This window comes from Paenibacillus sp. DRB1-1 (assembly GCF_052119485.1).
Lineage (GTDB): Bacteria > Bacillota > Bacilli > Paenibacillales > Paenibacillaceae > Paenibacillus > Paenibacillus polymyxa_B.
The window spans coordinates 1,147,458-1,160,883 of sequence record NZ_JBODQH010000001.1; the positions used below are offsets into that span (position 1 = coordinate 1,147,458).

A 13,426-nucleotide genomic window follows, 5' to 3' on the forward strand; every position below is an offset into this window, starting at 1 on the left:
CCGGATAGGTTCGATCAGTTCAATCTACAGAGAAAACGGTACACGATCAGGCTATGCATTAGTAGTCGAATATTCGGATCAGACGCCTGCTCAGGGCGGGGGTGGTGAAGTTTCGCCATAGCCGTCTTAATAAACTCAATATTGAGATATTCGGCGGCTCGTAAATCATGACACATCAGTTGAAGCTCTCCCATAAACGTATCCCAGCAAGGAAGCATTCGATGTAACCAATCTGCAGGCTGTACACCCCGTACCCGCTGGTTCAACCGAACGTCATCAGGTAGATGATCACGCATGGCCGTACGAATGAGAGCACGGTCCCGACCGTTTTGCACATACTGTTCAAAAGGCACCGATAAGCAAAAGCGAATCACTCGGCTGTCTCCGGTCGGATCACGTTCCCACAGGCCATACTGTAGTGAAAGTTTGGTCGCGACCACACCATTTTTGTTAGCAATCGCCAAATTCGAAAATTTCTCTTTTCTCGTCTGATCGGCGTTTTTCATCCAGCCTGTTCCGCTCAATACAGGAATATCTTCTACATGCATCCGTTTGGCAAACTCCGGGTGAATCAGTGAAGGAACGGGACTTCGATTGCTACGCCGTAGCCATGAACGAGATTCAAGCGAAGTCGCTTTTTTCAACATCACAGGGAGTAGATGAGACATACGCCTGCCCGTAAGCTTGCTGTACCGCCACAATCCCTGAAAGGATTGCAACCAGTGCAAACGACGAAACTGCCGGGCATAATAGTCTAGTGCAGGGCCCCACGATACGGTAAAATTGCCTCGTGCCCCGGTCAACAGTACACCGACATTGTGCTCCTGTGCTTTTTCATAAAAACCTCTGATCCAGAAAGAGTTTTCAAAATATTTGTAGGGTGCTTCCATGAGTTCCAGCCAAATATCAATTTCTGAAAACGGGCTTTTCCCCTCAAAATCCATATAATTCTCGTGAATGTTGCCTACATAGCGAGCCGTAGACTGAATATAGCTTCGTTCGTTCGCCAGCAATGTAGGCGGTGTCCAGTCTGTAAAATCTTGAACAGGCACATAGCTGTAGGCATGCAGTGGCTTTTGTTGCAAGTGCAGCGATGGCGCGGCAAAGCTAGCAACCGCCCCGGAATCCAGCCCTCCGCTCAAGGCAGCCCCTACAGCGCGATGCGTCCGTAGTCGGGCAGTGACCGCCTGTGTGAACACCTCGCGGAAAGCTTCTATGTACTCGCCTCCTGTTTTGAGCCGCAGTGGCTCTACCTTATCCAGACATGCATATTTATGAAGGGTTCGCTTCCCCTCTTCCATAGTGAACCAATGTGCAGGAGGAAGCTGGTTGATATGCTTGTATGCGGTCGTTCCGATATCGACGGATTCCTGCATGGCACGGATGGACAAAAATTCGGCCAGCCACGGTTCATGCAGTTCTTTTCGCAGAGAGGACAGGGCCAAAAGTGGAGTGACTACCGTGCTAAACGCGAATCCTCGGTCATGTTGGTAGATGTACAGCGTACGATTTCCTGTCATATCTCGAGCACCATATAATCGATGTTCCTTGGCATCCCAAATGACAAAGGCAAAATCACCTATCAGATAACTGGCTGCTTCCACTCCCCATTTGTCATATGTCAGCAAAATCAGCTCGCTGTCCGTGATATCTTGCCGCCGTTCCTGCTCAACTCCCAGCCGTTCAAACAGCTCGGAACGATTGTCAATAATCGCATCCGCCGTGATTGCCAAATCTCTTAGCTCATCATAGAAGGGAAGACGCTCATGAACAGATTCCGGGGTCACATGCTGGGCATGACAACCCAAAAATATTGAGCCTTCGCACCAAGCACATACGCGGTCAGCGGGATATTTTCGCAGGGCTTGCATCATTTTCCCGCCTTCTTCGGTGCTTACGGACTCATGCCCAAAGCTATAGATACCGGCAATCGCACTCACGTTCTTCCCCCTTTTTCTTTTCCTATACTTGATAACGCTACAGACGCCAAGCGCCCGAGCTTACGGGCAAAGAGGTTGCGAGATCGGAGACCTTGATTTGGGCGTTGATAGCTTTGGAGCTGAGCGATAAGACGGTTCCGCTCCTCATAGCTATGTGCCAACCTGTTTTCCAGTGATTGAATCCGTCTATCGCTCACGATCTGGTCCACCTGCATCCTTGCTAGATCTTGAGGTACAGTATGACGGGTTGCATTTATCACAAGTTCTCTGTTATCTGCATCCTGGTCTTCCAGCATCCGATAACCTGCCTTCCATTCAAAGCCGCTTTGTTGGAGAAATTGTTGTGTACGTTGACTCAGCAGTTCTATATCCGGCTCATCTTCAAAGCGGACTCCAGTCATCTGCTCAGCCTGCTCCAACGCTTCCGCGTAACCAAGCTGTCTAAACATGCGGGACCCAATGCTTCTGCAATATAGCTCAATTTCCGTTTTACTCAACAAATGTTGCCAGCTATGTACCGAATCCTGATGCGCCTGCTCATGCTCTCCTACGAATGGATCACCCGCTCCCATACTATAAAAAAGACTGGATTTGGGCGTCTCCGCAAAGTCTCCGTACTTTTCCATCCCCGGCTCATACTTGATCCCCAGAAAACTGCACAGCTTCTCGATCTCCATCGTTGGATTGGATACGAGCTGTTCATACCTAAGCGGGTATGCAAGTGGATGAGGTGTAGCAAAATAATGAGCATAACGGAACAAACCAACTGTAATATCCGTCATTTTCATATTAAAATACGGACTCCCCAGTTCTTCCAGCAGTTGAAAACGTCCATTCCGTAGCTGATTGACCTTTTTAAATGAGGCCACGATGGCCAAAGGATTCCGGATAAGCCACAGCCTGCGGGCAGTAGGGAATAAACGGTCTATAAATTCCAGCACCGTATAGTAACGCGGAGATTTGTCGATAAGCATATCTGCTGTTGTTCCTTGAAGCAGACCATTATATATTTCAAGTGCATACGAACGGGAGGCCTGCTCCAATACGTCGGAGGGAACCATGCCTTTAAAAAATTGCCGAAGTATGCCTGTTCCTCCATATGGCCGTGCATGTGACTGAGGAAGATCATATAAACTGAGCAGAAACCACATTTCCTGTGTGGCAAACAGGCGGGAATGGTTTTGCAAAATGGCGGTAAGCAGCGAGCTTCCACTCCGAGGGACACTTAACAGGAATACCAGCCCTCCGCCTTGCTTTTCAATCAAGCAAACTCCTCCTCTACCTCTGCTCAAGACACTTTAATAGATACATATCGTATTTTTTATTATAAATTTATGATACATAATGTATCTTGTCAATCCCTTTGATGGATAAATTCTGCACTTCACGTTCATGTTAATCCATATGTAGATCTATAAGTTCAACAATCAGTCTGTAAATAAAGATTTTGCTGCATGTTAGACAAAGGAGGATAGCACTATGGGACAAGCCGTTAAAGGTACCATTACCATTGAAGGCCAGGAAATTCCTATCACAAACCCGGATAAACCACTGTGGCCTGAAGCAGGCGTGACTAAGGCGCTATATCTTCGCAAGCTGGCGGTATTAGCTCCCTTCCTGCTCAAATATTGCCATCATCGTCTGCTGACCGTCATTCGGTGGCCACATGGGATTCACGGTGATTTTTTTTATCAGAAAAATGCCCCACGTCCTCGGCCGGACTATATTGAAACCGCTCTGCATGATGGTATTGAATATATCGTGCTCGGCAAATTGCCACAACTTCTCTGGCTTGGTAATCAAGCTGCGTTGGAATTCCACCCCTCTCTGCATGAAGCGGGAAGCAAGCTGCCCTGTGAATGGATGATTGACCTTGATCCATCCAGAGAGGTGGAGCCACGTATTATGGAGGCAGCCTCTATTGTCGGTGAAGTACTAGCTTCGCTTGGTTTGGATTCCGTCCCTAAAACATCTGGGGCCACAGGTGTACAAATTATCGTTCCGATCCGTACAGGCATAACCTTCGACGAACTTCGCAGCATCGGGCTATTAGTTGGACAGTTTGTGACAGAAAAGCACCCGCATCTGTTCACACTCGAACGGTTAAAAAAGGATCGTGGAACAGCCATCTATTTTGATTATTTGCAGCATTATCAGGGGAAAACTTTGGCCGCTCCTTATACCCCGCGGGCACGCCCCGGCGCTACGGTCTCCACTCCGCTAACATGGGAAGAGGTACGGCAAGATGTATCACCACTTGACTACCATTTGCTGAATATTGAGGAACGACTAAACCAGGTAGGCGACTTGATCGACAAGGTTCCTCCCCAGCCCGTAGAAGACGTCCTCAAGCATATGCGCACCAAGGCACACCCAACCTGATCAATGCTTGGAAGAACAAAAAAGGGGACGAACCCCGCAGCCATTAGGCTGAGAAATTGTCCCCTTGCGCTAGTGTATTCCTTTTTTCTTAAAGCGTCCGCCCTTCACATCGTGAATGTTACCGATCGCAACGAAAGCGTGCGGGTCCCAATCTTCAACGATGCTCTTCAGCTTAGCTTCCTCCAGTCGGGTAATGACAACGAAAATCACTTTCTTGCTTTCGCCCGTAAAGCCGCCTTCACCTTCCAGATAAGTTACGCCCCGTCCAAGACGGTCTGTCAGGGCATCCCCGATATCACGGTATTTTTCACTAATAATCCAGACCGATTTGGACTGATCCAGACCCTCAATTGTAATATCAATCATTTTCATGGCGATATAATAAGCAATCATGGAATACAGGGCATTCGGCCAACCGAACACAAAACCTGCACTTCCCAGAATGAAGATATTAACGAACAGTACGATCTCACCGACCGAAAAAGGAGTTTTTTCACTGACGAGAATAGCTACGATCTCTGTTCCATCCAGCGAGCCGCCAGACCGAATCACAAGACCCACCCCAACGCCGAGAATGACGCCCCCAAAGATAGCACCCAATAGTGGTTCGCCAGGAGTCAATGCACTTACATTGTGAAGTAACGCGGTACCGATGGACATCACGATAATGCCAAATAATGTGGATAAAGCGAAGGTTTTACCGATTTGTTTGTATCCGATAAGTAAAAATGGAAGGTTCAACAGGGTCAGGAAAATGCCGAGTGGATAGCCAGTAATCTTGGAGGCCATAATGGAAATACCTGTGACGCCTCCGTCGATAACGCCGTTAGGAACCAGAAATATTTCGAGGCCCACTGCCATAAGCGTCGCACCAAAAATAATCATGGCCGCACGCTGAAACAGGCGTTTTGCTTTGTTCTTCGGATTAGCTGGAATTTTGCTGATCTTGGTCAACTCTCCGGTTACATCTGTGATATCAGACAGATTTTGAACTTCCTTGCTCACTACACTCATATATAAATCCCCCCGTTACAGTATGGTATATTGGACCGAAAAAGGGGCTGCTATCCGCAGTCCCCCTCTCCTTTACCGCGCTTGTGTTATATGAATAGTATACCATAAAACTGTGATTTTGCGCAAAAAAGTTAGCAAAGAGCACATAAATCACAATAAAGCGGGATTATAGCGATAAAAACGGCGAAAACCGCCTTTAAAGGAGTGGAGAGAGCATGCGAGTTAGAATTTCAGCTATTTTCTGAGATCGAGGCCGTCTGCGGAACACGTTTAAATCTATGCGTGAGGAGTTGGAAATGTCCTCTACAAAATCTTGCGAAAGCCGTTCCAGCGCTGAATTAGCAAAAACTATAGCGGTCAACTCAAAATTATAGAAAAAGCTGCGCATGTCCATATTGGCGGTCCCGACCGAGCCGAGTAAATCATCGACAATCACCACTTTGGCGTGAATAAATCCTTTTCGATATTGGTAGAACTCCACCCCTGCCTCCAGCAGTTCTTGCACATAGGATAAAGACGCCAGATGAACCAGCTTTGAATCGGATTGGTAGGGAATAATAATTTTCACATCTACGCCACTGACTGCTGCCAGCTTGAGCGCCTCATAAATCCCCAGATCGGGAATAAAATACGGCGTCGTAATCCAAATCCGCTTCTTGGCAACTGTGAGCGCTCCAAAACACATTTCCTGAATCGTATCCCAAACCTGATCGGGACCGCTGCTCAAAATCTGTACTTCCTCATCCCCGGTGCAGGTATGTGGAGGAAATAAATTCACATCCATCAGCCTTTCCCCTGAGGCCAGCTTCCAGTCGCTAAGAAATGCATTTTGCAGAAAATAGACGCTATCTCCTTCAATCTGCAAATGCGTATCCCTCCAAAATCCCACTTTGGGGTATTTTCCGAGATAATCGTCGCCTACATTAATCCCCCCCACAAATCCGATCATGCCGTCCACTACCACGATTTTCCTGTGATTGCGATAGTTAATCCGGCGGTCCAACGTGGCGAAAAACGGAGGTAGAAAATAATGAAATTCCACTCCCGCCTCACTACAGGTACGAATAAAGGAATAGGGCAAATGGTAGCTTCCTACACCGTCCACAACGAATCGTACCTTTACTCCCTCACGTGCCTTGCGGATCATGACCTCTTGAAACTTTCTTCCGATTTCGTCGGCCCGAAATATGTAAAACTCCACATGGATATGATGTTGTGCATGTTCCATCGCTGTCAGCATAGCCTCGAAGGTTTCCTCACCGTTCGTCAGCACACGTGTGCGATTACATCCAGTCAACGGGTTTTCCGACATACGAATTAACTGGTTAAACAGACGCTCCTGATGCTTGAAATGAGGATTATGCATTTGCTCCACCTGTTCAATCACCTTGGATTGCGCCCACAGACGCTCGCGAAATTCACGAAACAGCTGCGATCCCCCTTTTCGAACCATTTTGCGCTTCTGATAATCCTGTGCAACAAAGTAGTACACGACAAAGCCAATGAGCGGGAAGCAAAACAAAATAAAAAGCCAGGCTACCGCTTTGGACGGCTTGCGAAATTCAAAGAGCAGGATCGTCCCGGTCTGAAAAATAAAAACAATTAAAACCAACAGCAACCACAGCATGTCTAAGCCTCCTTATATATCTCAGGATTTTGGAAAATCCTCATCTACGTTTTATACTAAGCTCCAATTTTTTTGACATGTTTGCCTCTTAAGCTGAATAGATAGTAACCAAGCACTATAGGAGCGATGTCCGGAAAGGAGCGATTATGAAAAAAGGAAGCCTAAATCGCCGGATGACCCTGCTTGTTATTCGGGATGCACAGCAACCGCCCAAGCAGCTACAATGCTCTACAGCCGCTGTCATTCTCGTCCCAACTCTTGTGATCGCGTCTATCTCTACACTCGTGATCGGGCTGCAAATCCGTTCTTCCCATATTATCTCCCAAATGGAAACGAATCTTGCTGTCCAGAGTTTGCAGATGGAGGTCACGGTAGCGGACAAGGATGCAGCCATTGGGCGACTACGGCAGGAAGTCATGGAGCTGACGAATCAAGCCACCAATATTCGTGAACGCCTCCAGCGTGTAACGGAGCTGGAACAGCAAATGCAGCAATTCATTCGAAAACACGGAAACTCATCTGCCACAAGTAACCATAAAAAGACCATGACGCCGCTCTCCTTGGATGCTTCCGGCCATATCGGAGGTGAGCTGATCGCAGTGCATGAAAATACTGCCCTCCTAACTCGCCAGGCAATGGATGATTTTCAGGAGATCGAATCTCTGTTGGACACGGTGGAACGTACGGTTCCCCGCTCTATTCAGCAAGCAAATGCCGTACAGCAAAATCTGGAGCGCAAACAAGCCGCACAGCTACTCCAGACTCGTAGGCTGGCTCTTGCCGAGCAAGGGAATCCCTCCGTTTGGCCTGTCGGTTCACGGCGAATGACCTCCAGCTTCGGCTATCGCAGCGACCCTTTTACGGGTAGATCTGCCTTTCATTCAGGCGTGGACATTGCCGGACAAACCGGTGATCCTGTCTATGCAGCTGGGGCGGGCACCGTCTTGGAGGCTGCTTCTAGCGGAGCCCGCGGCAAGTGCATCATCATCCAGCATCCTGACGGGCTCCAGAGCTGGTATATGCACCTGAGCGGCATGCAGGTGGCTCCGGGGGATCGTGTCCACAAAGGACAGACCATCGGTCTGCTGGGAAGTACCGGGAGAAGCACAGGACCTCACCTTCATTTTCAGATCGTCAAGCATAACCAACCTGTCGATCCATTACTGTATGTACAATAAGGATTTTTCAAAATCTTTACAATAAAAGATTGGGGGAAAACCATCATGTTCAAGGAATCCAAAAAAAAGCTCTCCGCCCCAGCTATGGATACACTGCTCGCTAATGGCACCAGCTTTGAAGGTACAGTTGAGGCAGAGGCCAATATTCGGATCGACGGTCATTTTCAGGGCGATATCCGCAGCACTCGTACTGTCGTCATTGGAGAATCTGCTGTTGTACGTTCGGACATCATCGCACGAGACGTCATTCTTGCCGGTAAGGTGTTCGGCAGCATTACTACAGAAGGACGACTGACCATTACGCCGACAGGTGAACTGTACGGAAATACGGCGACCGCTGCATTGGTCATTTCTGAAGGTGGTATACTGGACGGCACAATTCAAATGAACCGAACAAAGGATGTAGAGTTGTCAACTTCTACGGATGAGTCAAACGACGAAACCCAATCTAGTTTCAGTAAAAACAAGGAGGACAGCCAAGCCGCTCTGCAATCCGAAGCAGGATAAAGTCAGTATATACTCCTTTAAATCCAGTGCATTTTCCATTCATTCCATAATATCCTCCACTCTGCGCTCCAAAAATAATTGGTACACCTTGCGTATGACGATTTTTCCGCACATATACAATGGAATCACCAAAATGATACCCAGAATCCCGAGCAGGTCGCCACCAACTAACAGTAAAATAACGACAGTCAACGGATGAATATCCAGCTGCTTGCCAAAAACTATAGGTGACAGCCAATTATCCTGAATTTGCTGTGCAGCGATCACCACGACCAGGGACCAGAGTGCCATCGAAGGTGATTCGAGAAATCCAATAATAACCACAGGTATAGAAGCAGCCACTGCCCCCACATAGGGAATAAAATTAAGAAAAATCGAAATAACGGCGAGCAGCAAGGCATAAGGCAAACCAATAATTAAAAATCCAAGAAACATCATCACACCCAACGCGACATTAATCAGCACCCGACTCACGATAAAGCTGCTGAGTGCACTATCGATATCTTCCATAACCTCCAATACGTCCTTGTGATATTTTTTTGGAAAGAAGTTTAGCATTTTAGGGCCAAACTTGCTCCCTTCCTTCAGCATGTAATAGAGCAATATTGGAAAGGTAGCCAATACAATAAAAAAGTAGGACACGAACGATACCAGCTTTACCGAATAATCAGACAGTGTCGAAAAAGCTTCGTTCAACGTATCTGACAGTTGTGACAGCGGGTCTTGACCCGGAGGCAGCACTTGTCTCAAGGATTGATTATGCCGCCATTGGCTCAATTGATCAACCAAACTTTTAATGAGCTTCGGCGCATTTTCAAATAAATTGGTAACTTGATCACGCAGCGTAGGCCACACACCCCATGAGAAAACAAACAATAACACTCCAATGACCAAATAAATCAGCAAGATGGAGATAGATCGTTTGATTTTTCTCCGTTCCATTACATTTACAATCGGCCTCAATAAATAATAGAGGAAAAAAGATAGCATTAACGGTACCACCAGCAAGCTGACCAAGGATACGAGAGGACTAAATATAAAACTTACTTTGGTGCCCAAGTAAATGATGAGTAATATCATGACGATACCTGTAGTCAGACGAAAAAAACGATTATTTTGCAGCATATCATGCGGCCCCCTCTGTTCTGTTTCTCTCTACCTCTTTAAACGCAAAGTGACCCTATTGATTGATTCTTGCTGAAAATAGATTACAATATACCCCTGTACGCAGAATGTGTAGCAAAAATAACCTAAATACAGGATAAAATAGTCTTAAATGAGGATTTTGCAAAATCCTTAAATAACAAAAGGACGTCCAAATGCTAGGCATTTGAACGTCCTTTTGTTATTTAAGACACTTCGATTTAAGTTGAAACATCCCGTTTTACGAAAACCACCCAGGCAATGGCGATAAAAATCACATAATATGCAGCCAGCACGGTGAGCGAAAAAGTTAGACTGGAACTTACCGTACCCGGCGGCATATCTAAATATTTTTTCAGATCCATATGCGTAAATAGAACGTATTTGGTCCATTCAAAACGATCTGTGCTGAACAAGCCAATCGTGTTATAAACTGTTTTGGTGAACATCATGAACAGTGACAGCCCAATCGCCAAGGCACTGGAACGGAAAACAGCGGACAGCATAAAAGCAAAGGCCATCGTCACGAATAAGGCGATATAGCTATACAAGAAGTTCAGCGTTACGTAAGATATCGGATCACTGAACAGTGGAACAGAACCCGCTGGTGCATCCTTGGATAACATCACCCATGAGGACAGCGTAACCATCAAAATCAAAATGATCGTTCCGAGCAAACTGAACAAAATCACGGATATATACTTGGACAACAATATTTTGCTGCGAGTCCAAGGTCGGATGAGCAGCAGTTTAATCGTTCCCCAAGTAAATTCACCAGCCACCGAATCAGCGGCTACAATGACCGTAAACGTCGTATTGAGGAAAAATGTAAATAACGTCGTCAACGCAATCCCATCCCACACACTGACCTGATCGGAAACCAGGGAAATCAGCATAGGAATCGCAGCAGTAATGACCGCCAGCAATCCCAGCATAATCCATGTGCGCACACGCAGGTAAATTTTCAGATTTTCGTTATGTACCAGCTTGAAGAAATCACCCAATGACCCCGCCTCCCGTCACTTCCAAAAATTGATCTTCCAGCGTACGGGCAACCGGGCGAATCGCATATACTTTAATGCCATTTGCAGCCAGCAGGCTGTTCATCTCTGCAATCTGTTCCCGCTCCAGGTGAAGCAGCAGTTGATTACCTTGGACGCGCCCTGCTCCAGCAAGCGCATAAGCTTGTTCGGCATCATTTACCTCAAAAGCAATTTCCGCCTTCTGCACTTCCTCCCCTGTATTCTTCAGTTGCTTGATATCAACCAGCCGTCCGCTCTGAATAATAGCTACACGGTCGCACATCAGCTCCATCTCGGACAACAAATGGCTTGATACGAATACGGTAATTCCTTCCTTACGGGCCAATTGACGCAAATAATCCCGCAGTTCACGAATACCCTGCGGATCCAAGCCATTGGTCGGCTCGTCCAGCACAAGCAGCTTCGGTCGATGCAAAATCGCCTGAGCTACCCCAAGTCGCTGCCGCATCCCGAGCGAATAGGTTTTTACTTTATCATGAATTCGGTTTCCGAGTCCCACCAGACGAATCGCTTCATCCACGCGCTCTTGTGTTACCCCAGGAGACATTCGCGCAAAATGCTGCAAATTTTGATAGCCTGTCAAAAACTTGTACATTTCCGGGTTCTCAACAATCGCGCCGACATGGGAAACAGCCTTTTCAAAATCGGTATTGATGCTGTCTCCACAAATATGAATATCGCCCTTGCTGATCGAAATCAGGCCAACCATCATACGGATGGTGGTCGTTTTACCCGCACCATTGGGTCCAAGGAAACCAAATACCTGCCCCGCCGGAACCTCCAGCGTCAGATCATCCACGATCGCTTTTGAGGAAATGATTTTACTCACACCCTCCATACGTATGACGGGAACCTGTCCTGTCGCTTGCTGCATGCTTTGAAACTCCTTCCATCCGGAGTGAAGCTGTGATCCATTTTACTGTACATTTCCGGTTTTGGAAGTATTGTACCATATTTAACCTTTTAGAAACACCACGCAACCTCTATTCCTTGTCCTTGTATATCCAAAGCACCCGCCACTTCTCATCTTCCTGCGTCAAATAACAAGGCTGTACGATATCAAAATTGCCGAATCGGGTCTTGTAATGCTGAGTGACCGTAATACGGTAAACCTTCCCTAACTCTTCCCCATTCTGATCGGTACGAATGTCATATTCAGCCTGCGGCTCCCCCAGTTCAAACGTGAACGTATCCGTCCCCATATCCTGCATAAAAACGTGCGCACGCTGCTGTACATACGTGGACTTCTCGAATTTCTTTTTCATTTGCGAATGAAAAAACTCCCATGAGCCTCCGAAATTTCCCGATTGCTCCATAGTGTAGAACTCGTTCAGTGCTTCTACCGCTTGATCGCCCTCGCCTGTAGACATCACCCCATGCAGACCCAGCCACAGCAACCATAACAATCCACATATGATTGCAAAATATAATAGCTTACGGACGAACACCGAAGCCGCTCTCCTTCTAAACAGCACACATTGCCCCTCCCTCTGTTGGACTATACCGAATTCTCTACAGATGTATGTGGGACAAGCCTTTTTTAGAAGACTTTATAAGAAAATAACGGGTGACCTCCCAATAGGGCACCCGTCTACATAAGGCTTACCTAAGGCGATATGGCCGTGGTAAGCATGTGCTTCTCCAGCACTCCATGGATACGCTGGCGTTCCTGCTCATCCACAATGTAATAATACACGCCGTTGATTTTACGCCCATGTCCCTTCAGCTCAACGGTATCCGTCTGCTTGAGGGACGGACCGATCCGGGTTAGGAAGGTGGTCATATCGTCAAAGGTAATGTCTGTGCGAATCTGCTCCCCCGCTGCCTCCAGTATCGGTTTTACCCTCAACAGCCCTTCCTTACTGATGGACTGGGCAAGAATTTGCTTGAGTAGCTCCCGCTGGCGAGCATTTCTTCCGAGATCCCCACGTGGATCATCAAAACGCATACGGGCGTAGGCCAATGCCTCAGCCCCGTTCAAGTTCAAATTACCCTGCGCAAAATGATGGCCCTCATATTGAAAATCAAGTGGGTTATGAACCTCGACTCCCCCCACAAGGTCCACCATTTTCGCAAACCCTTCCATGTTCATCTGTACATAGTAATCTATCGGATGGTTCAAAAAATGCTCTACCGTACGGATCGACATATCCACGCCCCCAAAAGCAAAAGCGTGATTGATTTTGTCCTCACGCCCCCTGCCGATCAGCTCTGTTCGCGTATCACGCGGGATGTTGAACATCAACATAGAGCTTTCGGCAGGGTTAACAGACAAAACGATCATCGTATCCGATCGTCCTGGATCGTGAGACCGCCGATCTACGCCCAGTACCAGCACGGTGAACGGCTTGAACTGGGAGATGGCTGCCGGATTGGGTGTACTTGATCCAGAGTCTGTATCTACGGATCGCCCTGCTCCGCCCGTTGCAAGGGTAGAAACCGTCCCAGGTTGCACGATGCTGCGCGGATGATACATCGCATTCGCCGCTGTTTTAAAGGAATGATACACATAAGCGGTGTAGGCAGTAGCCCCTACGACCAATAACGCCGCAGCCCCCAATGTCATCTTCAGCCATCGTTTCATATGCAGCC

At 47.4% G+C, this 13,426-nt stretch carries 12 protein-coding genes; 3 read left to right on the top strand and 9 right to left on the bottom strand.

Annotated features, from left to right (window positions below; translation table 11 throughout):
- Window positions 1-14: 14 nt before the first annotated feature.
- Complete coding sequence (locus ACQW03_RS05210; protein ID WP_441948561.1) at window positions 15-1,940, bottom strand: asparagine synthase-related protein; 1,926 nt, start codon at window positions 1,938-1,940, stop codon at window positions 15-17.
- Complete coding sequence (locus ACQW03_RS05215; RefSeq protein ID WP_441948563.1) at window positions 1,937-3,205, bottom strand: sulfotransferase family protein; 1,269 nt, start codon at window positions 3,203-3,205, stop codon at window positions 1,937-1,939. The genes ACQW03_RS05210 and ACQW03_RS05215 overlap by 4 nt, the downstream gene beginning before the upstream one ends.
- A 214-nt stretch (window positions 3,206-3,419) precedes the next feature.
- Between ACQW03_RS05215 and ligD the strand changes: the two genes are divergently transcribed.
- Window positions 3,420-4,322: a non-homologous end-joining DNA ligase gene (ligD, locus tag ACQW03_RS05220; protein WP_071639880.1), complete on the top strand. Its 903-nt coding sequence runs from the start codon at window positions 3,420-3,422 to the stop codon at window positions 4,320-4,322.
- 69 nt (window positions 4,323-4,391) lie between these two features.
- Here the strand turns inward: ligD and ACQW03_RS05225 are convergent, their stop codons facing one another.
- Window positions 4,392-5,336, bottom strand: coding sequence for a YitT family protein (locus ACQW03_RS05225; protein ID WP_104496492.1), 945 nt, complete (start codon window positions 5,334-5,336; stop codon window positions 4,392-4,394).
- Window positions 5,337-5,532: 196 nt separating this feature from the next.
- Window positions 5,533-6,963, bottom strand: coding sequence for a cardiolipin synthase (gene cls, locus ACQW03_RS05230; protein WP_441948566.1), 1,431 nt, complete (start codon window positions 6,961-6,963; stop codon window positions 5,533-5,535).
- A 146-nt stretch (window positions 6,964-7,109) separates the two neighbouring features.
- Here cls and ACQW03_RS05235 point away from each other — a divergent pair, with 146 nt between their 5' ends.
- The gene (locus ACQW03_RS05235) at window positions 7,110-8,141 is read left to right on the top strand and encodes a M23 family metallopeptidase (RefSeq protein WP_071639878.1); all 1,032 of its coding nucleotides are present in this window, start codon (window positions 7,110-7,112) and stop codon (window positions 8,139-8,141) included.
- Window positions 8,142-8,186: 45 nt separating this feature from the next.
- On the top strand, window positions 8,187-8,648 hold the full coding sequence (locus ACQW03_RS05240) for a bactofilin family protein (RefSeq protein ID WP_025720451.1): 462 nt from the start codon (window positions 8,187-8,189) through the stop codon (window positions 8,646-8,648).
- Between the two features lie 39 nt (window positions 8,649-8,687).
- Here the strand turns inward: ACQW03_RS05240 and ACQW03_RS05245 are convergent, their stop codons facing one another.
- From ACQW03_RS05245 to ACQW03_RS05265, 5 genes are all read right to left on the bottom strand, one after another.
- The gene (locus tag ACQW03_RS05245) at window positions 8,688-9,773 is read right to left on the bottom strand and encodes an AI-2E family transporter (protein ID WP_441948568.1); all 1,086 of its coding nucleotides are present in this window, start codon (window positions 9,771-9,773) and stop codon (window positions 8,688-8,690) included.
- A gap of 239 nt (window positions 9,774-10,012) precedes the next feature.
- Entirely contained in the window at window positions 10,013-10,795 is a 783-nt protein-coding gene (locus ACQW03_RS05250; RefSeq protein WP_025720453.1) for an ABC transporter permease, read from the bottom strand.
- Window positions 10,788-11,708 carry an ABC transporter ATP-binding protein gene (locus ACQW03_RS05255; protein ID WP_071639875.1) on the bottom strand — a complete coding sequence of 307 codons (921 nt, stop codon included), beginning with the start codon at window positions 11,706-11,708 and terminating at the stop codon, window positions 10,788-10,790. Before ACQW03_RS05255 ends, ACQW03_RS05250 begins: the two co-directional genes overlap by 8 nt.
- Before the next feature lie 109 nt (window positions 11,709-11,817).
- Window positions 11,818-12,309, bottom strand: coding sequence for a hypothetical protein (locus tag ACQW03_RS05260; RefSeq protein WP_071639874.1), 492 nt, complete (start codon window positions 12,307-12,309; stop codon window positions 11,818-11,820).
- 131 nt (window positions 12,310-12,440) lie between these two features.
- Entirely contained in the window at window positions 12,441-13,418 is a 978-nt protein-coding gene (locus ACQW03_RS05265; protein WP_441948571.1) for an LCP family glycopolymer transferase, read from the bottom strand.
- Window positions 13,419-13,426 lie beyond the last annotated feature (8 nt).